Annotated in this window: 19 protein-coding genes and 2 pseudogenes; 1 reads left to right on the top strand and 20 read right to left on the bottom strand. The window is 57.3% G+C overall.

What is annotated here, in order from left to right:
- Positions 1 to 90: 90 nt before the first annotated feature.
- The 16 genes from RT613_RS17590 to RT613_RS17665 all read right to left on the bottom strand — a co-directional run bounded on the left by RT613_RS17590 (position 91) and on the right by RT613_RS17665 (position 14,871).
- Positions 91 to 930, bottom strand: a complete 840-nt coding sequence (locus RT613_RS17590) for an alpha/beta hydrolase (protein ID WP_313617425.1) — start codon at positions 928 to 930, stop codon at positions 91 to 93.
- A 238-nt stretch (positions 931 to 1,168) separates the two neighbouring features.
- Positions 1,169 to 1,855: an ABC transporter ATP-binding protein gene (locus RT613_RS17595; RefSeq protein ID WP_313617510.1), complete on the bottom strand. Its 687-nt coding sequence runs from the start codon at positions 1,853 to 1,855 to the stop codon at positions 1,169 to 1,171.
- The gene (locus tag RT613_RS17600) at positions 1,852 to 2,601 is read right to left on the bottom strand and encodes an ABC transporter ATP-binding protein (RefSeq protein WP_313617427.1); all 750 of its coding nucleotides are present in this window, start codon (positions 2,599 to 2,601) and stop codon (positions 1,852 to 1,854) included. Before RT613_RS17600 ends, RT613_RS17595 begins: the two co-directional genes overlap by 4 nt.
- A complete protein-coding gene (locus RT613_RS17605) occupies positions 2,594 to 3,568 on the bottom strand; it encodes a branched-chain amino acid ABC transporter permease (protein ID WP_313617429.1) in 975 nt (324 codons plus the stop codon). Before RT613_RS17605 ends, RT613_RS17600 begins: the two co-directional genes overlap by 8 nt.
- 6 nt (positions 3,569 to 3,574) lie before the next feature.
- Positions 3,575 to 4,498, bottom strand: coding sequence for a branched-chain amino acid ABC transporter permease (locus RT613_RS17610; protein WP_313617430.1), 924 nt, complete (start codon positions 4,496 to 4,498; stop codon positions 3,575 to 3,577).
- 9 nt (positions 4,499 to 4,507) lie between these two features.
- Positions 4,508 to 5,644: an ABC transporter substrate-binding protein gene (locus tag RT613_RS17615; RefSeq protein ID WP_313617432.1), complete on the bottom strand. Its 1,137-nt coding sequence runs from the start codon at positions 5,642 to 5,644 to the stop codon at positions 4,508 to 4,510.
- A gap of 124 nt (positions 5,645 to 5,768) precedes the next feature.
- Positions 5,769 to 7,394 carry an AMP-binding protein gene (locus RT613_RS17620; RefSeq protein ID WP_313617434.1) on the bottom strand — a complete coding sequence of 542 codons (1,626 nt, stop codon included), beginning with the start codon at positions 7,392 to 7,394 and terminating at the stop codon, positions 5,769 to 5,771.
- 472 nt (positions 7,395 to 7,866) lie between these two features.
- On the bottom strand, positions 7,867 to 8,373 hold the full coding sequence (locus RT613_RS17625; protein WP_313617436.1) for a MarR family transcriptional regulator: 507 nt from the start codon (positions 8,371 to 8,373) through the stop codon (positions 7,867 to 7,869).
- A 206-nt stretch (positions 8,374 to 8,579) separates the two neighbouring features.
- Positions 8,580 to 9,365, bottom strand: coding sequence for a glucose 1-dehydrogenase (locus RT613_RS17630; RefSeq protein WP_313617438.1), 786 nt, complete (start codon positions 9,363 to 9,365; stop codon positions 8,580 to 8,582).
- Positions 9,366 to 9,367: 2 nt separating this feature from the next.
- Positions 9,368 to 10,216, bottom strand: coding sequence for a fumarylacetoacetate hydrolase family protein (locus RT613_RS17635; protein WP_313617440.1), 849 nt, complete (start codon positions 10,214 to 10,216; stop codon positions 9,368 to 9,370).
- Positions 10,213 to 10,641, bottom strand: coding sequence for a cupin domain-containing protein (locus RT613_RS17640; protein ID WP_313617442.1), 429 nt, complete (start codon positions 10,639 to 10,641; stop codon positions 10,213 to 10,215). The genes RT613_RS17635 and RT613_RS17640 overlap by 4 nt, the downstream gene beginning before the upstream one ends.
- Before the next feature lie 27 nt (positions 10,642 to 10,668).
- Positions 10,669 to 11,064: a RidA family protein gene (locus RT613_RS17645; RefSeq protein ID WP_313617512.1), complete on the bottom strand. Its 396-nt coding sequence runs from the start codon at positions 11,062 to 11,064 to the stop codon at positions 10,669 to 10,671.
- Positions 11,057 to 11,476, bottom strand: coding sequence for a thioesterase family protein (locus tag RT613_RS17650; protein WP_313617444.1), 420 nt, complete (start codon positions 11,474 to 11,476; stop codon positions 11,057 to 11,059). The genes RT613_RS17645 and RT613_RS17650 overlap by 8 nt, the downstream gene beginning before the upstream one ends.
- 24 nt (positions 11,477 to 11,500) lie before the next feature.
- On the bottom strand, positions 11,501 to 12,286 hold the full coding sequence (locus RT613_RS17655; RefSeq protein WP_313617446.1) for an SDR family NAD(P)-dependent oxidoreductase: 786 nt from the start codon (positions 12,284 to 12,286) through the stop codon (positions 11,501 to 11,503).
- Positions 12,287 to 12,293: 7 nt separating this feature from the next.
- Positions 12,294 to 14,606, bottom strand: a complete 2,313-nt coding sequence (locus tag RT613_RS17660; protein WP_313617448.1) for a bifunctional salicylyl-CoA 5-hydroxylase/oxidoreductase — start codon at positions 14,604 to 14,606, stop codon at positions 12,294 to 12,296.
- Positions 14,607 to 14,676: 70 nt separating this feature from the next.
- Positions 14,677 to 14,871, bottom strand: a complete 195-nt coding sequence (locus RT613_RS17665) for a hypothetical protein (protein WP_313617450.1) — start codon at positions 14,869 to 14,871, stop codon at positions 14,677 to 14,679.
- Positions 14,872 to 15,247: 376 nt separating this feature from the next.
- Here RT613_RS17665 and RT613_RS17670 point away from each other — a divergent pair.
- Positions 15,248 to 15,679: pseudogene (locus tag RT613_RS17670) on the top strand (IS6 family transposase).
- A gap of 164 nt (positions 15,680 to 15,843) precedes the next feature.
- Here the strand turns inward: RT613_RS17670 and RT613_RS17675 are convergent.
- From RT613_RS17675 to RT613_RS17690, 4 genes and pseudogenes are all read right to left on the bottom strand, one after another.
- Positions 15,844 to 16,641, bottom strand: coding sequence for a transporter substrate-binding domain-containing protein (locus tag RT613_RS17675; RefSeq protein WP_313617453.1), 798 nt, complete (start codon positions 16,639 to 16,641; stop codon positions 15,844 to 15,846).
- A gap of 21 nt (positions 16,642 to 16,662) precedes the next feature.
- Entirely contained in the window at positions 16,663 to 17,397 is a 735-nt protein-coding gene (locus RT613_RS17680; RefSeq protein ID WP_313617455.1) for an amino acid ABC transporter ATP-binding protein, read from the bottom strand.
- A complete protein-coding gene (locus tag RT613_RS17685; protein ID WP_313617457.1) occupies positions 17,381 to 18,028 on the bottom strand; it encodes an amino acid ABC transporter permease in 648 nt (215 codons plus the stop codon). Before RT613_RS17685 ends, RT613_RS17680 begins: the two co-directional genes overlap by 17 nt.
- 15 nt (positions 18,029 to 18,043) lie before the next feature.
- Positions 18,044 to 18,271: pseudogene (locus RT613_RS17690) on the bottom strand (amino acid ABC transporter permease); the annotation flags it as partial.

Consider the following 18,271-nt stretch of genomic DNA (forward strand, 5'->3'; position numbering starts at 1 on the left):
AGCAATCAGCTCCGGATCTACCAGTTTGTTACGGAACCGTCTCTGCGCTGCAGGTATCGCAATCAATCCGAGTTGGTGTTAAAACCGGGCTCAGAGCACCAAGGCATCCACCAGCGGATGCGAGGGGTCTTCAAGCCCGTCCAGAATCGAGAAATGGTGCTTATCCGGTTCTTCCACGACAAGCGTCTGTGCCCCCAATCCCTTCCATATATTGGCAAGAAGCGCATTTTGACGCACGAATTCCGCACGTTCGGCCGCTCCAACCCAGCAAACCACTCTACTGTTGGCGAGAGGCTCAAGCAGCGCCGGGCTTTCTGTATAGGCTTCGGTTCTGTCAATTCTCATTTTCGCGTTCGATGAGAGGTTCATCAGCGGACGGAGGTCATGAAGACCCGAAAGGCTGACAGTGTTGACAATCCGCTTTTGTACTCTCTCTGACAAAGGTGATGTGGTGGTGATCATCCGGGTCACCAGATGCCCACCAGCCGAGTGACCGATGAGATAAATGGAGCCATCCACCTCTCGCGCCGCCAGCTCAATCGATTGGGCAATTTCTATTGTCATCTCACCAATTCGAGCTTCGGGCGCGAGAGTATATGAAGGCATCGCCACTGCATAACCCCGCTCGATCGCTCCTCTTGCAAAATGCGACCAGTAGCTCTTGTCGAGATTTACCCAAAACCCCCCGTGAACGAAGACAACCAAACCAAGCGCAGGCTTGGACGGGTAGAAGATATCCAGTGTATTTCTCGGCTTCTGCCCGTATACAACGTCAAGTTTTGCCCGCCCCGATGAACTGAGTTCCTCGCGATAACCACGCGCGGGTTCAACCCAAGCGTCCGGCCAACGCTCGCCTTTGGCTATATTGGGACCATTGGCATAAGCGTTGTCCCAATCTGTTATCTGAAAGTGCAAAACATTCTCCTTCATGTGCAATGGACACAATGGTTTTTGACTGCGAACGGCGAAGCGACGGCAAACGGACGCTCAGGCCGGCATATATTTGGGACGATGGGATAAGTCGAAGGTCATGGTCGGACCTTGACAGGCATCTCCCAAAGATCGCTTTACCAAAAGCGCCCATCGCGGCCAGGGCAAGTCGGCAGCGGGGCCTCGAAACTTGGACACTGAACAGGCAATTGGTCTCAAGGTCATCGGCCAAAGGCGTTCAAACACCCAGGTAACGATCTTGCACCGTAGAGGTCAGGGCGTGTGGTGAGCCACACCAAACGTTTTTACCATTCTCCAGAATGACACACTTGTCGGCGACCGGGAGTAATTCGCTCAGCGTCTTGTCAACGACCAGAATGGACAGGCCTTCGGCCTTGAGCAGGCGTATCGCTCGCCAGATATCCTGTCGGATGACGGGTGCCAGGCCCTCCGTCGCCTCATCGAGGATGAGAAGCAGCGGATTGGTCATCAAGGCACGGCCGATGGCTAGCATTTGCTGCTCGCCACCGGAAAGCGATTTTGCCATCTGGGCATGCCGCTCCTTCAGACGTGGAAAAAGGACATTGACCTTTTCGAGCGTCCATGGGCCGGGCCTTGCCGCCGCTACCAGATTTTCATGGACTGAGAGGTTTGGGAAACAACGTCGTCCTTCGGGCACAAGGCCAACGCCCAGACGCGCGACCTTGTAGGGCGCGAGACGGTCTGTTCCCTTGCCACTGAACGAGATGCGACCTGTCCTGGGCGGCACCAGGTTGCAGATGGACTTGATCGTCGTCGATTTGCCCATGCCGTTGCGCCCCATCAGCGCCACGACCTCACCTTCGGCCACGTCGAAATTGACACCGAAAAGCGCCTGGCTGGCACCGTAGTAGGTGGTAATGTCCTGCACGTTCAACAGCATCAGGCATGATCTCCCAGATAGGCGGTGCGAACAGTCGGATTGTTGCGGATCTCATCCACCGTACCGGTTGCGACGACCTTGCCATAGACGAGAACGGAAATCCTGTCTGCAAGCGCGAAGACCGCGTCCATATCGTGTTCGACCAGCAGGATCGGTGCTTCTTGACGCAGCGTATCGAGGAAGCCGGTCAGTTTTTTCGAGCCCTCCGGCCCCATGCCAGCCATCGGCTCATCGAGCAGGAAGGCCTTGGACTGAAGCGCCAGCGCCATTGCGATTTCTAACTGGCGCCGTTCGCCGTGCGAGAGTTCCGCGGTCGGCAGGCGCGCGCGGTCAGCCAATCCAACCCGCTCCAGGATCGCCATGGATGGATCGACAAGCGATTTGTCCTGCATGACCGGCTTAAAGAAACGAAAGCTCGTTCCCTGCTTTGCCTGCACTGCCAACATGACATTACGCAATGCGGAGAATTCCGATGCGAGCGACGACACCTGAAACGTTCGCCCTAGACCGCGTTGCGCGCGTTCGGCAGTGTTGAGCGCACTTATGTCTTCGCCAGCAAAGCGGATCGTGCCGGAATTCTGCCTCAGCGTGCCGCAAATCTGGTGAATGAGCGTGGATTTCCCAGCACCATTCGGGCCGATCAGCGCATGAATTTCGCCGGAACGAAGATCGAGCGTCACGCCATCCGTTGCGCGCAGCATTCCGAAATGCTTGACGAGATTGTCTATCTCAAGAACAGCGTCAGCCATGTTTTGCCTTTCCGGCCAAAAGGCCGAGCAAGCCACCCCGGGCAAACAGCACGACACCGAGCAGCAGGAGGCCAAGGAAGAATTGCCAGCGTTCAGTCAGGCCGCCCAGGGTGAACTCGAAAGCGACGAACAGGGCAGCTCCGGCAAGCGGGCCAAACAGCCTTCCCGTTCCGCCGAGAATGATGAGCACGATCAGTTCACCCGACATGTGCCAAGACAGCATGGAGGGGCTGACGAAGCGGTTGAGATCGGCATACAACGCACCTGCCAAAGCGGTGATCATCGCCGAAATGATGAAGCCGATAAGGCGAATGCGGTTGGGATAGATGCCGACGGTTGCGACACGGGTTTCGTTCTGCCGTGCCGCCTGCAAGGCTGCCCCGAAGCGGGAAGCACGGATCAGCGCGAAGAGGCCGATAGCCGTGATTAGCACCAGGTAACTGACGAGGAAAAAGCTCAGCGGTTTCATGGTGTTGATGCCTGGGAACTGGTTGCGAACCAGAATGGACAGGCCATCCTCACCACCATAAGCGGGCCAGGAAATCGCAAAATAATAGACCATCTGCGCGAAAGCGAGGGTGATCATGATGAAGTAGACGCCGGTCGTGCGCAGGCTGATGAGGCCGATCAAAAATGCGACCAGACCGGATGCGCAGGCCGCAACGATCCATATGACCGGCATCTGAACCGTCCCCGGCAGGCCGAAGATCATCGTTTCGCCGGAAAAGCTGTGGCTTGCGAGAATGCCAGCGGCATATCCTCCGATGCCGAAAAAGGCCGCATGGCCGAAGGATACGAGGCCGCCAAGGCCCAGAGCCAGGTTGAGGCCGAGCGCAGCCAATGCGAGAATGGCAATGCGCGTGGCAAGTGTGACATAAAAGGTTTGGCCGAGCGCGTTCGCGGCCAGCGGAGCCGCCAGCAGCAGGGCAGCAAGCAACAGATTGACTGTGTTTTCACGGGTTAGCATGGGGCCTCACGCATGAGCTGGCGGAAAGAGCCCGCGCGGTTTGACAGCCAGAATGATGGCCATGACAACATAGATCAGCATGGATGCCGCAGCACCGCCGATCATACCAGCCTGAGAGGGGTCAACAAAAAGGCTGAGCAGTTGTGGCAACAAAAGGCGCCCTAGCGTATCGGTAACGCCGACCAGAAGCGCACCATAGAGTGCGCCCTTGATGGAGCCGATACCGCCGATGACGATCACCACGAAGGCGAGGATCAGCACCGGTTCACCCATGCCGACCTGCACCGATTGCAGCGCCCCCACCAGCGCACCGGCAAGACCTGCCAGAGCAGAACCGAGTGCAAAGACGAGTGTGTAGAGCGTGCGGATATCGACGCCGAGTGCGCCGATCATTTCGCGATCGCTTTCACCGGCGCGAATGCGCATGCCAAGGCGCGTCTTGCCGATGAGGAGGTAAAGACCGAGGGCCACGAGTGCCCCGACGGCAATGATCGCCAGGCGATAGACCGGATAGCTTGCATCGCCCGGCAAGGTTACCGCGCCTTGCAGAAGCGGCGGGATATCGAGGTAGAGCGGGAAGGATCCGAACATCCAGCGGGTGCCTTCCGAAAAGATCAGGATGAGCGCAAAGGTGGCCAGAACCTGATCCAGATGATCCCGGTCGTAGAGGCGGCGAATGACAGCCAGTTCGACGATTGCGCCAGCCGCTGCCGCACAGATGAGGCTTGCCACGAGGCCAAGCCAGAACGAGCCGGTCCAGGCAGCCACGGCGGCGCAAGCAAATGCGCCAACCATGTAGAGCGAGCCATGCGCCAGGTTGATCAGGCCCATGACGCCGAAGATCAGCGTCAATCCGGCAGCCATGAGAAACAACATGACGCCGAGCTGGATGCCGTTCAGCAACTGTTCGATTGCAAGTGCAATGGTCACGCTATGGCCTTAGATCTTGCAGTCTTGGGCGTAGGCGTCACCGTGATCGGAAAAGATTTTCTCAACCGTCTTGTTGGTCAGCACACCGTCTTTCTTCACCACTTCGGTGATGTAGAGATCCTGGATCGGATGCTGGTTGGTGTTGAACTTGAAGTTGCCGCGCGGAGATTTGATATCCGCCTTCAGCAGTTCGGTGCGGAAAGCGTCTGCATCCTTGACGCTGGCTTTTGCGGCAGCCGACAGGATCAATTGTGCCGCATCATAGGCCTGAACGGCGTAGATGGACGGCAGGCGGTTATATTCTTTCTGGAAATCGGCAAGGAATTTCTTGCTGGCCTCGGTATCGAAATCCGGCACCCACTGGCCGGAAGCTTTTGCGCCGATGGCCGCATCGCCGATGGCAGGAAGAACATCCTGGCTGAACGAGAAGCCCGGCCCCATGACCGGAATTTCGACACCCGACTGGGCAAACTGCTTCATGAAGGCAATCCCCATGCCGCCGGGAAGGAATGTGAAGATGCCATCGGCACCTGATGCGCGCATCTGCGCAATTTCAGCAGCGTAATCGGTCTGGCCAACCTTGGTGTACACTTCGGAGACGACCTCACCCTTGTAATACCGCTTGAAGCCAGCGAGTGAATCCTTGCCTGCCGGATAGTTCGGCGCCAGGATGAACATCTTCTTGAAGTCCTTGTTGGCATATTGGCCCATGGCTTCGTGAAGATTGTCGTTCTGATATGCAGCGTTGAAATAAAGCTTGTTGCAGCCCTTGCCGGCCAGTGCTGCAGGTGCGGCATTGGTCGATACATAAAACTTGCCCTGGGCAACCGCGCCCGGCACCACAGCCATCAACAGGTTCGACCAGACGATGCCGGTCAGCACGTCGACATTGTCGCTCTGGATCATCTTGTCAGCGATCTGTACAGCGAGTTCCGGCTTCTGCGCGTCGTCTTCCGTCACAACGGTGATGTCTTTGTTATCAGACTGCTTGATGGCCAGCATGAAGCCGTCTCGCGTGTCGACGCCAAGACCCGCACCGCCGCCCGAAAGCGTTGTAATCATGCCGATTTTCAGTGGTTCGGCCATGGCGAGACTGGATGCACCAAGGCTGAGTGCCATCGTGGCCGTTACAAGCATTTTCCTCATTAAGATATTCCCCTTTTTGGTTTTTCTTTTCTGCCCGACGGCTTGCCGGGTAGAAACCTTACCTTCCACAAACACAGAGAGACTTGCAATGTCACAGACTGACGAAAGTGGCTATAGGAGGCCGTTACATCATCTGGACCGGCTTGAGCCTGAAGCGCTGGATTTTGCCGGACTCCGTTTTTGGCAAAGCATCGGTGAAAGCGACCGAACGCGGATATTTATACGGCGCGATGACGGCCTTCACATGCTCCTGTAATTCTTTCGCCATCGCATCGCTGGCTTCATATCCCGGTCCCAGCACGATATGGGCCTCGACGATCATCCCGCGCGCTTCGTCTGCCGCGCCGATGACCGCACATTCAGAAACGGCAGCATGTTTGAGAAGCGCCGCCTCGACCTCCGGACCGGCAATATTGTAGCCGGCAGAAACAATCATGTCGTCGGAGCGGGCGGCGAAATGGAAGTATCCCTCCTCATCCTGCACGAAGGTATCACCCGGCAGGTTCCAGCCGTTGCGAACGAATTTCCGCTGTCGGTCGTCGGCAAGGTAACGGCAGCCGATAGGGCCTTTGACCACGAGATGACCGGGCGTACCGCGCGGCACCTCCTTCATGTCGGCATCGACCACCATCGCTTCATAACCGGTCAGCGGCTTGCCAGTGCATCCCGGTTTAAAATCGTTCTGGCGGTTGGAGATGAAAATATGCAGCATTTCCGTGCCGCCGATGCCATCGAGGATCGGCTTGCCGGTCTTTTTCACCCATTCTTCGAAGACAGGCGCTGGCAGCGTTTCTCCAGCGGAAACCGCGATTCGAAGCGAGGACAGATCGGCGCCTTCATCAATCGCGGCCATCATGGCGCGATAGGCGGTGGGGGCGGTAAAACAGATGGTCGCCTTATAGGTCTCGATGATTTCGATCATCTTGGGCGGCGTGGCAGTTTCCAGAAGGGCGGCACTTGCGCCAAAACGCAGAGGGAAAACGGCGAGGCCGCCGAGGCCAAAGGTAAATGCCAGGGGTGGCGAGCCGACGAAGATATCTTCTGGCTGAACGCCCAGCACTTCCTTTGCGTAGGCATCGGCAATGATGAGAATATCACGATGGAAATGCATCGTCGCTTTGGGGACGCCGGTCGAACCGGAGGTAAAACCGAGCAGAGCGACATCATCGCGACCGGTTTTAACCGCTTCGAACCGAACCGGCTTGTCGAGTGCTGCGCGGTCCAGCTCGGCGTCGTGATTGGCTGTGCCATCGAAACCGATGACCTGGGTGAGGTAATCGCTTTCATTGGCCGCCATCACCAGCTCATCCATCAGGCGGGTATCGCATAGCGCGATGGTGATTTCGGCCTTGTCGATGATCTTGGTCAACTCGCCAGAACGCAGCATGGGCATGGTGTTGACGACCACAGCGCCTGTCTTCATGGCGGCCAGCCAGCACGCAACCATGGCGGGGTTATTGGCGGAGCGGATCAGAATGCGGTTGCCCGGCTTGACGCCATAATCCTCGGTCAGCGCGCGGGCGATGCGGTTCGTCCAGTCGGTCAGCTCTTTGTAGGTGCGACGACGGCCGTTGCCGATCAGGGCGGTATGATCGCCAAAACCACGCTCAACCATCCGGTCGGTCAGCTCGACGCCTGTATTCATCCATTCGGGGTAAACAAACCCATCGAGCTTGATTTCCGGCCATTCTTTGAAGGGCGGAAGATTGTCGCGGGCAAAGGTATCCTGATGGCCTGACGGTCCCAGCATAATTATGTTCCCAGTTATTCTAATCGATGTGGCTTTTTGCCTTTTGTCCAGAATTGCACCGGAATTTGGCGCTGGCAAGAGAGAAACTTTAAGTTTGTAATATTTTTCTGGAGGGCAAAGGCCGGATTTTGGCGTTCAAAATTCATGCAGATTTGATCGCCGATACGCCCATTTACTGGGCAATGGGATTTTTTGCTGCGCGCTATGAGATGTTTGTTTTTTATAGCTTTTTTAGGGATGGTTGGCTCTGACTGCTCCGCAGGAAACGGCTCATTCGAGCATTGTGCGTCCTACCGAGGCAGATATGCGTCGGCGCTGAAAAGCACGTTGTTTAGATTTTGATTGTGATGGCTGAACGCCAGTTGAGCACATTGAGACTCAACGAGGGCGCTATGTCTTTTTCAGGCTGTCGGCGGCCTGCCAAAACGGCGAGGGATCGAAAGTCATCGAGCCGTGTCAGTGTGCGTTATCTTTAGAGATCGTCATCTTCATCGGCAGAAAGATGGTTGTGTGCTGAGCGTTTGACCTGTCCAACATGGGTAAGAAGGCCGGAGATGACGATCGGGTCCACATCCGCCATCATATCCTCCAGCCATCTGCCATGCGCTTCCGCCATAGCCTCGAATATCGTCCGGCCCTTGTCTGTCAGGCGTGCGACGGTGACGCGGCGGTCATCGGCTGGCCGCTCGCGCAGCACGAGGCCGTCCAACTCCAGCCGTTCCACGAGGCCGGTAATGTTGCCATTCGTGACCATGGTGCGTTTCGACAATTCGCCGAGACGCAGGCCTTCCGGCTCCCGGTACAGCTGGGAGAGGAGATCGAATTGCGGCAGGGTGGCCCCGAATTCGCGGCGCAGGCGGCGACGAATTTCCTGCGAGATCAGCTTGGTGGTGGACAACAGGCGCAGCCAGAGGCGAAGCTCTTGCTTCTTGCCCTCTTGCGTATCGCTGATGATGATTTCGAGATCGACCGCCGACATAGTCCCGCCCATTGCACGCCGTTATTGTCAGACACCGACTTACGTCAAGATGTTTGAACATTCAAGGAACATCAGGCATATCAGCGCGCTGCAATCTTTGCTAGCCGGAACCGCAGGGGGCGCAAACTTCATGTCGCGCAAGATTTATATGTTTATTCGGACGCTGAAGTATCTCCCGCGTCCAAATGAGACAAGGGCATCCGCCCTCACCTGTCGGGGAAAATATTCGTCTGCGTTGCAACTCGTCTGTAGGCTGCACCTGCGGTAAAGCCGCCATCGATAACGAAGTCTTCGCCGGTGATGAAGCTTGATGCATCGGACGCAAGAAACAACACGAGTTCCGCGATTTCTTCCGGTTTGCCACTGCGCTTCATCGGCGTCATGTCAATCATGGGCTTGAGATGCGGGCTGCTCGCATTGAGGCCAGTGACGACCAGACCGGGGCAGACAGCATTGACGCGGATATTTTTGGAGGCGAGCTCCATCGCAGCACTGCGCGTCAGTCCGCGCAGACCCCATTTGCTGGCCGTATAGGCCGGATCGTAATGGCCGGAGAAACCACTATTGGAGGAGATGTTGACGATAGAGCCGCCACCGCTCTGCGCCATATGCGCCGTCACGGCCTGGATCCCCAGGAACGCGCCGGTAAGATTGACCTTGAGGACACGCTCCCACGCTTCCAATCCCGTGCTTTCAACGGTTGTCCGGTTGATGATGCCGGCATTGTTGACGAGAATGTCGATACGGTTTTTCCATTGGGTCGCGACGTCGACGACACCAGCCCAGCTGGAAGGGTCGGTTACATCGAGATAAACGAAGCGTGCTTCAAGGCCTTCATCCTGCAAGGCCTGCGCCAAAGCGTGGCCCTCTTCCGCCAAGACGTCGGCGATAATGACGGCAGCACCCTTGGACGCGAAAAGCCGGGCTTCCGCTTCGCCCTGTCCACGAGCGCCGCCCGTAACGATGGCCAGCTTGCCTTTAAGGTCGGTCATGCTCAATCCCTCGCCGCAATGGTGGTCTGGCGTTGTTCTCCGAGGCCCTCGATGCCAAGTGTCATCGTCTGCCCGGCCTTGAGGAAGACGGGCGTTGGCTTGATGCCCATGCCCACACCCGGCGGCGTGCCGGTGGCGATGACATCACCCGGCATCAGCGTCATGAACTGGCTGATATAGTGGACGAGATGGGCGACGCCGAAGATCATGGTGGAGGTATTGCCGGTCTGGCGGCGCTGACCATCGACATCGAGCCACAGCGCAAGGTTCTGCGGATCGGCGACCTCGTCCCGCGTCACCAGCCAGGGGCCGATGGGTCCGAATGTGTCGTGGCTCTTGCCCTTTGTCCACTGACCGCCGCGCTCTGATTGGAACGCTCTTTCGGAGACATCGTTGACCACGCAGTAACCGGCGACGTGGGACAGCGCATCGGCTTTGCTGACATATTTAGCACGTTTGCCAATGACCACACCAAGTTCGACCTCCCAGTCAGTCTTGGCAGAGGTGCGGGGTATCTCGACATCGTCATTGGGGCCGACAACAGCGGTTGTTGCCTTCATGAACAGGATCGGCTCCGGCGGCGGCTCCTTACCCGTCTCCTTGGCATGATCGGCATAATTCAGGCCGACGCAGATGAACTTGCCAACCTGGCCGACGCAGGCGCCGACACGGTCAGCGGATACAATCGGCAGGCTTACCGGATCGACGGCACGGATGCGGGCCAAGGCGTCGTCGCCCAGCGTTTCGCCTGCGATATCCGATACGATGCCGGAAAGGTCGCGCAATGTGCCGTCGTCTGCCAGAAGTGCTGGCTTTTCAGCACCCAAGGCTCCAACTCTCAACAGTTTCATTCTGCTCTCCTGAAGCCAACAAGAACGCTGTCATCGACGTCGGGCAGATTGACGACGATATTGTCCGGTGTTCGGGTCGTCAGCCAGACCAGCTCTTCCGTCGTGGACATGTTAACTTCGATATGTGGCCAGTTCGGTGGCACGAAGATGAAGTCGCCTTCCTGCATGTCGAGAAACTCCTGCCAGTTCTCGCCGAAATAGATGCGCGCCTTGCCCTTCAGCACGTAACCGCCGGTTTCCGCCTCGCCATGGTGATGGGGATAGGAGCGGTAGCCGGGCTCGTTGGAGACCTTGCCGAACCAGATTTTGGTGGCGGGCGTATGCTGCGGGCTTACGCCGGAGATGCGCACGCAACCGCCGGACTGGCCGGTTCCTGTGTCTTCCTCTCCCTTGCGCGTAATCACGGGCATGACTTTGGTGGTCATCAAATTCTCCTCCTCTTGATGTCTGAATTAGTCGGGCACGACGGCGAGCGACTGGATCTCGATCTTGGCGCGGTCTTCCATCAGCGCCACGACCTGAACGGCAGCCATGGGCGGAAAGTGGCGACCGATGATCTCACGATAGACCGCACCGATTTCCTTCATGCGCGACTTGTAGGCCTCGCGGTCTGTGAAATACCATGTCATCTGTATGAGGTGCTCTGGCTTGGCGTTGGCGGCTTCCAGCACGCTCACGATGTTGAGGAGCGTCTGGCGCACCTGATCGACAAAATCGTCGGATTGGAACTGGCAATGTTCATCCCAGCCGATCTGGCCGCCGACCTGAACGATGCGCCCGCGGGCGCTGATACCGTTGGAATAGCCTATCGGCTTTGCCCAACCGTCCGGTTGGATGATTTCATGCATCATGTCTTGGCTCCAGATAACGTGTCAGGCCTGCGCGGATATCGTCGGGCCAGGGATGGGATTTGTGGTCTTCAAGCGAGGTCATCACGATCCTTTGGCGGACCGTCCAGATGATGTCGCCGGCAACGGTGACGATGGTTTCAAGGTCCAGCGATGCGCGACCGATGGCGCGGACATGCACGGCAAAATCCAGCACATCGCCGTAAACGGCAGGCTTCTTGAATTCGAGGTTCATCGTCACGGTCGGCAAGCCCAGCTTGCGTTCGAACATGATCTCTTTCCAGGTGATGCCGAACGAGGCAAACATCGCCTCGTTGATATCGACCAGCATCGACAGATAGGCCGGGTGGTAGGCGATCCCGGTCAGGTCGCAATCGCCAAAACGCATCGGCTTGGATTGGGTATAGGGCATTTGTGTTCTCGCTTTTTTACTCGCTTAGCCAACCATGACTTCGCCACCGGCAACCGCAATGGCCTGCCCGGTGATCGAGCTGGCCCCCGGTGAGGCAAGCCACAACACGGTATCGGCCACCTCCTGCGGCTGGATCAGGCGCGCCTGGGGGTTGGATTTCGTGAACTCGGCCAAGGCTTCATCACGGCTGCGACCGGTCTTTTCGATGATCGTCTCCAGCGCACGCTGGATGATCGGCGTATCAGTAAAGCCGGGGCAAACGGCATTGACCGTGACGCCCTTTTGGGCCAGCTCCAGCGCCAAGGCCCGCGTCATGCCGATGACGCCATGCTTGGCGGCGCAATAGGCAGAGACATAGGCGTAACCGGTCAAACCCGCCGTGGAGGCGATGTTGATGATACGCGAACCGGCATCATGGGCCTTAAGATCGGCAAGGGCGGCTTGCGTCACGTTGAAAACACCGGTCAGATCAACCGACAACACATGGCTCCACATGTCGAGGGATGTCTTCTCGAAGGCGGCACTGGGTGCCTCCCCGGCATTGTTGACCAGAATGGAGACAGCCCCGAATGTCGTGCGGGCTGTCTCCAGGCCCTTGGCAATCGCGTCGGGCTGGGTGACGTCGAAGCCGTCGAGAACCAGGCAGTTGCCGCCAATGGCAGCGGCCACATCCTCCAGCGGCTTGCGGCGGCGACCGGCGAGCGTGACCTTGGCGCCCGCCTTTGCCAATGTCAGGGCGATGGCTGCACCGATGCCGCTTCCGGCGCCGGTCACCAGCGCATGGTGGCCTTGAAGGGTCTGCGTTACCATGTCGGGCTCACTTTGCCGCCGCTGCGCGCTCAAGATTAGCTTCATACTGACCTTTCGCAGACATATATTGCTTGGGCCAGGCCACGGATTTCAGGCCGATCTTGGCAGCCTCATGCAGAGCCCAGGACGGATCGGCAAGATGCGGGCGGGCTACTGCGCAGAGATCCGCACGGCCCGCCGAGATGATTGAATTGGCATGATCTGCCTCCGAGATCGCGCCGACGGCAATGGTGGGAATGCCGATTTCGTTGCGGATCTTGTCGGAAAACGGCGTCTGGAACAGACGGCCATAGACCGGCTTTTCTTCCTTGGACACCTGACCCGAGGAGCAGTCGATCAGATCGGCTCCCGCATCCTTGAACATCTGCGCATAGACCGCCGCATCTTCCGGCGTGTTGCCGCCATCTGTCCAGTCATGGCAGGACAGGCGAACCGAGATCGGCTTATGCTCAGGCCAGGCAGCACGCACGGCGGCAAAGACTTCCAGCGGATAACGCGCCATGTTTTCGTGACTTCCACCATATTCGTCAGTGCGACGATTGGTCAGCGGCGACAGGAAGCTGGACAGCAGATAGCCATGGGCACAGTGCAGTTCCAGCCAGTCGGCCCCGGTTTCTGCTGCACGCTTGGTCGCGGCAACGAAGTCCGCCTTGATACGGTCCATATCGGCCCGGTCCATCGCCTTCGGCACGGCGCTGTGTTTCAGGTAAGGCAGCGCTGAGGCCGAGAACAAAGGCCATGCACCTGTTTCCAGCGGCTGGTCGATACCTTCCCAGGCAAGTTTCGTCGCACCCTTGCGTCCGGCATGCCCCAGCTGAATGCCGACCTTCGCGGCGCTGTTGGCATGGGCAAAATCCACGAACCGTTTCCAGCCGGCAATCTGCTCGTCGTTCCACAGGCCAAGGCACCCCGGGGTGATGCGGGCGTCCGGCGACACGCAGGTCATCTCGGCAAAGATCAGGCCCGCGCCACCCATGGCACGCGCGCCGAGATGCACCATGTGAAAATCATCGAGCAAACCATCGGTCGCCGAATACATCGCCATCGGCGAGACGACGATACGGTTGGCGAGCTCGGTGCCGCGCAGCGTGTAGGGCGTGAACATCGGTGGCAGGCAGCGCTCATTGTCCTTGACCTGCAAGCCGGATTGCTGGGCAAACCAGTGCTCGTAGCCCTCCAGCCAGTCCTTGTCGCGCAGGCGCAGGTTTTCGTGGCTGATGCGCTGCGAGCGGGTCAGCATCGAATACATGAACTGTTCAGGTGGCAGCGTATCGGCATAACGCTGACCCACCACCTCGAACCATTCCATGGCATTGCGCGCCGCATTCTGAATTCGGGCGACATCGACCCGGCGAATGTCTTCATACACTTTGAGAACATCGGGAATGCTGCCCTTGCCATGACCAGCTTTGTTGAACTGGTTTGCCAGTTCGATGGCGTCGTCAATCGCCAGCTTGGTGCCGGAGCCGATGGCAAAATGGGCGGTGTGGGCTGCGTCGCCCATCAGCACGACGTGGGAATTGCCGTTGAAGTGGCTCCACTTGCCGCAGATCAGCCGGTTGAAATTCAGCCAGGCCGAGCCGACCAAATGCCGCGCATTGGTCATCAGCTCCGCACCTTCGAGTGTTTCAGCGAAGAGGTTCTGACAGAAATCAATCGACTCCTGCTGGCTCATCTGCCCGAGACCATGCTCCTCATAAGCCTTCTCGGTCGTTTCGACGATGAAGGTCGAGGTGTTCTCATCGAATTTGTAGATGTGCGCCTGGAACCAGCCGTGATCGGTCTTGCGGAAGTCGAAGGTGAAGGCGTCGAACAGCTTGTTGGTGCCAAGCCAGATATAGCGGTTCGGGCGCTTGACGAGATCGGGCTCGAAAATCTCCTGATAGCGGTTGCGGACCTTGGAGTTGAAGCCGTCGGAGGCGATGATCAAATCGGCATCCGGGAAATCCTGGTCGCCGCCTGCATCGGTTTCGAAAACCAGTTCCACGCCAAGCGCTTCGCAGCGGCTCTGGAGGATGTTGAGAAGCTTCTTGCGGCCAATGCCGACGAAGCCATGTCCGGTGGTGCGTTGGCGGGTGCCCTTGAACAGCACCTCGATATCGTCCCAGTGGTTGAAGGCCTGCTGGATTTCGTCAGCACTTTCCCTGTCCCACTTCTGCATGGACCCCATGGTCTGGTCAGAAAAGACGACGCCCCAGCCGAACGTGTCATAAGACCGGTTTCGCTCGACGACGCGAATGTGGTGTTCGGGATGCAGCTTCTTCATCAGCAGGCTGAAATAGAGGCCTGCCGGACCTCCGCCGATACAAACGATACGCATGTACGTCCCCTTCTCCTCGTGTCGACCACAATTTATTTTAAACTTAAAATATGAAGCGGTATTGCGGTTGTCAACACGGCAGAAGGAAGAATTTAGTTTGCATTTCGGTGGTGCTGGACCCAATCTGCGGCGGCTTTTTCTGATGCTGCATACGGATGGCCAGATCACGACGCAGCGAATGACGACCTTGCTCAACGACGTCGGTGTCGAGATACGGAAACGCCATGTCGGCCGCTGTCTTACAGAGAGGTTGGATGGCTTTCATGCGGAGGATGCAGCCGTTCTGTAGCCGGCCTCGTGGCTGCACCTTACTTCATTGTGAACGACACAGGCGCTCGCCATGCCAACCGCAATTTTCATACAACGCAGATCAGCGGCGAACATTTTTGCGCTTTCCGCACTTCGCCGTCTAAGTCGCGGCTGAAATTTCTGGCTCTCTTGTGCGGCAACTATCAAGACTATGTTCTCGATGATTCCGCCTTCGCCTTCCTGAAAGATCGTGAAGTGGCTCCTGCCCTTGTAACGCGGTTGAGCAGGCCCGACCCCCGCAGGTTTGCCAATCAGGTTCCGTTTCTTGGCTATCTGGTCGAGGTATCGTAAACGGCATCATAAACTTAACGGGCTGACGAGGAGAATGTGGGATCTGGTGGCATGACAAAAGCTGCTCAGGTCCTCTTTATCGTCGCCATCGATTTCCCGTTGAGGTGATTGCCAACGCCATTTGGCTGTACCTTCGTTTTCCGCTCAGCCTGCGCATGGTCGAGGATCTGCTTGCAGCTCGTGGCATTGTCGTTTCGCACCAGGCCGTGCGGCTGTGGACGGAAAAGTTCGGTCAAGATTTCACCCGCTAAATCCGCCGGCGAACGGCAAATCGGCTCGGCGACAAATGGCATCTCGATGAGGTCGTCATCTCCATTGGCAGCAAGAAGCACTGGCTGTGGCGGGCCGTGGATCAGGATGGCTTCATTCTCGACGTGCTGGTGCAGAGCTGCCGGAACACCAAGACCGCCAAACGTCTAATGCGCCATCACATCGAAGAATCGAGAAAGATTACCTTCAACAATTTCTTTTGACGGTCAGCCTGACATCCTTATGCGCTTCTAACCGGCAACACCTGGCCGCAAATTTGCTGCAGGACAGTCCTTTTCGCGCCTTGTAAAGGGCTCGATCGTCAATTCGCACACCACCTTATCAAAACTGAAGCGGCCGGAGTGAAACCACCCGGCCGCTTTTGTCATTAGTCGCCTGCAGCGAGGATCTTGGGTGAAAGTGGTGCACCCTGAAATTTTTCATAAATGCGGTTGAGCTCCCCGTTTTTGAGGTTTGTCCGCACCCACGTATCGAGGTAGTTTTTCAGCGTTTCGTCGTTCTTGCGCAGACCAATGCCAACGTCGAATTCGGCGATGACAAATTTCTTCTCGATTTCCTTGGCAGGGTTTTGTTGTGCGACACGGGTGATAACCGCAGGCTCCTGCACGACGATGTCGACCTGCCCACTGGCGAATGCCGTCATGTTGGTTGACTCATCATCAAAGCGCACAATTTCAACACCTGGCACCGAAATCTTCGAAAGAACCGTGTCACCTGTAGTCCCACGTGTTACGCCGACGCGCTGGCCAGACAGATCGTCCTGGCTTTTCAATGCCATGCTCTTTGGTGCAGCGACGAATTGGACTGCACTGGCGTAAGGGACCGAGAAATCAATGACCTTTTGTCGCTCTGGTGTGATCGAGAAGGTCGATATCACCACATCGGCGCGGTTGCTGACCAGGAAAGGGACGCGGTTAGGGCCTGTGACTTCAACGATATCAAGTGACACGCCGAGGTCTTTCGCAAGCAGTACGGCTGTTTCGTAGTCCGAACCGGTTGGTTTGAGGGCATCATCCTTGAAACCCCACGGCGGCCGACCGAATTCCAGCGCGACGCGGATTTTTCCGGCTTCCTTGATTGCTGCCAAGCCGTCTTGTGCGGCGGCAGGCACTGCGCCGATGATGCTGGCGCAAAGCCCTGCCAAAAGCAAAGTTCTACGTTTCATATTGTCCTCCCTTGATTTGTGTCAGTGTTCGGCGGCTTCGGAAATGAAGTCCGCAAGTTCCGGTGTCGACGGGTTCCGCAGGATGTCGGGCGAACCCATTTCATGAACCTTGCCGTCCTTCATGTAGATCACCTTGTCGGCAACCTTGCGGGCAAAGCCCATCTCGTGCGTAACAAGGATCATCGTCATTCCATCGGCGGCGAGCTGCTCCATGACACGGAGGACTTCCCCAGTCAGTTGCGGATCGAGTGCCGATGTCACTTCGTCGAACAACATCAACTTCGGCTCCATGGCCAATGAGCGGGCGATGGCAACGCGTTGCTGTTGACCGCCCGAAAGCTGCTCGGGATAAAAATCGACCTTCTCGTGCAGGCCGACCTTGGCGATGACAGCCTCGGCAATGGTTCTGGCTTCTACGCGGGCAATGCCCTTAACCAGGCGTGGCGCCAGCATGACATTTTCCGCGACAGTGAGATGTGGGAAGAGATTATAGCTCTGGAATACGATACCCACGTCACGTCTCAGTGCCTTGAGATCGACCGATGTGTCCTGAAGTCGATGGCCGCAAATGGTCATCGAGCCTCCCTGAATGGTTTCCAATCTATCCATGCAACGCAGGGCGGTGCTCTTTCCAGACCCACTCTGGCCGATGATAGCCGCCACTTCTCCCTTGTGGACCTCAAAGCTCACGCCCTTGAGGATTTCGAGAGCGCCAAAGCTCTTGCGGACATCCTTGAGTTCAACGATTGGTGACATTGAGCTTCCTTTCCAGCGCCCTGCTTTGAACCGAAAGCGGATAGCAGATGGCGAAATACATCAGCGCTGCGATCCCGAAGTAGAGAAAGGGCTGAAATGTCGAGTTGTTGATGATCTTTGCGTTGTAGGAGAGTTCCGCGTAGCCGACCACGAGAGACGCGATTGAGGTGTTTTTGACGATCTGGACCATAAAACCGACCGTCGGCGGCGTTGCGATACGCAGTGCCTGCGGCAACACCACGTTTCTCATCCGCTGCCAGCGGCTCAGGCCAAGGCATTCGGCCGCCTCCCATTGCGGCTTGGCGACCGACTGTATGCAGCCGCGCCAGATTTCTCCCAGATATGCGCTGCTGTAGAGCGTCAAGGCGAAGGTGGCAGCTTGGAGAGGCGTCAAGGAATCGTAACCGAGAATACCCGGGCCATAAAAACAAAGCCCCATCAGTACCAAGAGCGGCATGCCCTGCATGATTTCGATGTAGATGGCGGTTGTTTTGGCGATGACTGGCGTTGGTGAGACACGCGCCATGGCAATGGCAAAACCGGCAAGGCCACCAAAGATGAATGTCAAGGCGCTGAGCACGACCGTGCCCCATAAGCCTTCCAAGAGTGAAATGATGAAAGTCATGTTCATGGGATGGCTCCGGAATTACAGCGACGTTCCCAGCTTGCGCCGGCGCGGGAAAAGTGTGAGGCCGAGCAATGAGAAGCCTGCACGCACGACGACCGCGAGAAAGAGGTAAAGAACGCCGAGGACAACGAAGACTTCGAAATTGCGGAACGTGTCGCTCTGGATGCGGTTTGCCATACCGAACAGTTCCTCGACGCCGACGGACGACAGGATACTGGAGGCGAGCATCAGCAGAACATACTGGCT

Origin of the sequence: Agrobacterium sp. (assembly GCF_032092815.1) — a bacterium.
Taxonomy (GTDB): domain Bacteria; phylum Pseudomonadota; class Alphaproteobacteria; order Rhizobiales; family Rhizobiaceae; genus Agrobacterium.

Excerpts from the sequence above, each read along its gene's own strand:
- RT613_RS17590 (WP_313617425.1), bottom strand. The coding sequence starts at position 930 with ATGAAGGAGAATGTTTTGCACTTTCAGATAACAGATTGGGACAACGCT.
- RT613_RS17600 (WP_313617427.1), bottom strand. The coding sequence starts at position 2,601 with ATGGCTGACGCTGTTCTTGAGATAGACAATCTCGTCAAGCATTTCGGA.
- RT613_RS17605 (WP_313617429.1), bottom strand. The coding sequence starts at position 3,568 with ATGCTAACCCGTGAAAACACAGTCAATCTGTTGCTTGCTGCCCTGCTG.
- RT613_RS17615 (WP_313617432.1), bottom strand. The coding sequence starts at position 5,644 with ATGAGGAAAATGCTTGTAACGGCCACGATGGCACTCAGCCTTGGTGCA.
- RT613_RS17620 (WP_313617434.1), bottom strand. The coding sequence starts at position 7,394 with ATGCTGGGACCGTCAGGCCATCAGGATACCTTTGCCCGCGACAATCTT.
- RT613_RS17625 (WP_313617436.1), bottom strand. The coding sequence starts at position 8,373 with ATGTCGGCGGTCGATCTCGAAATCATCATCAGCGATACGCAAGAGGGC.
- RT613_RS17630 (WP_313617438.1), bottom strand. The coding sequence starts at position 9,365 with ATGACCGACCTTAAAGGCAAGCTGGCCATCGTTACGGGCGGCGCTCGT.
- RT613_RS17635 (WP_313617440.1), bottom strand. The coding sequence starts at position 10,216 with ATGAAACTGTTGAGAGTTGGAGCCTTGGGTGCTGAAAAGCCAGCACTT.
- RT613_RS17640 (WP_313617442.1), bottom strand. The coding sequence starts at position 10,641 with ATGACCACCAAAGTCATGCCCGTGATTACGCGCAAGGGAGAGGAAGAC.
- RT613_RS17645 (WP_313617512.1), bottom strand. The coding sequence starts at position 11,064 with ATGCATGAAATCATCCAACCGGACGGTTGGGCAAAGCCGATAGGCTAT.
- RT613_RS17650 (WP_313617444.1), bottom strand. The coding sequence starts at position 11,476 with ATGCCCTATACCCAATCCAAGCCGATGCGTTTTGGCGATTGCGACCTG.
- RT613_RS17655 (WP_313617446.1), bottom strand. The coding sequence starts at position 12,286 with ATGGTAACGCAGACCCTTCAAGGCCACCATGCGCTGGTGACCGGCGCC.
- RT613_RS17660 (WP_313617448.1), bottom strand. The coding sequence starts at position 14,606 with ATGCGTATCGTTTGTATCGGCGGAGGTCCGGCAGGCCTCTATTTCAGC.
- RT613_RS17665 (WP_313617450.1), bottom strand. The coding sequence starts at position 14,871 with ATGAAAGCCATCCAACCTCTCTGTAAGACAGCGGCCGACATGGCGTTT.
- RT613_RS17675 (WP_313617453.1), bottom strand. The coding sequence starts at position 16,641 with ATGAAACGTAGAACTTTGCTTTTGGCAGGGCTTTGCGCCAGCATCATC.
- RT613_RS17680 (WP_313617455.1), bottom strand. The coding sequence starts at position 17,397 with ATGTCACCAATCGTTGAACTCAAGGATGTCCGCAAGAGCTTTGGCGCT.
- RT613_RS17685 (WP_313617457.1), bottom strand. The coding sequence starts at position 18,028 with ATGAACATGACTTTCATCATTTCACTCTTGGAAGGCTTATGGGGCACG.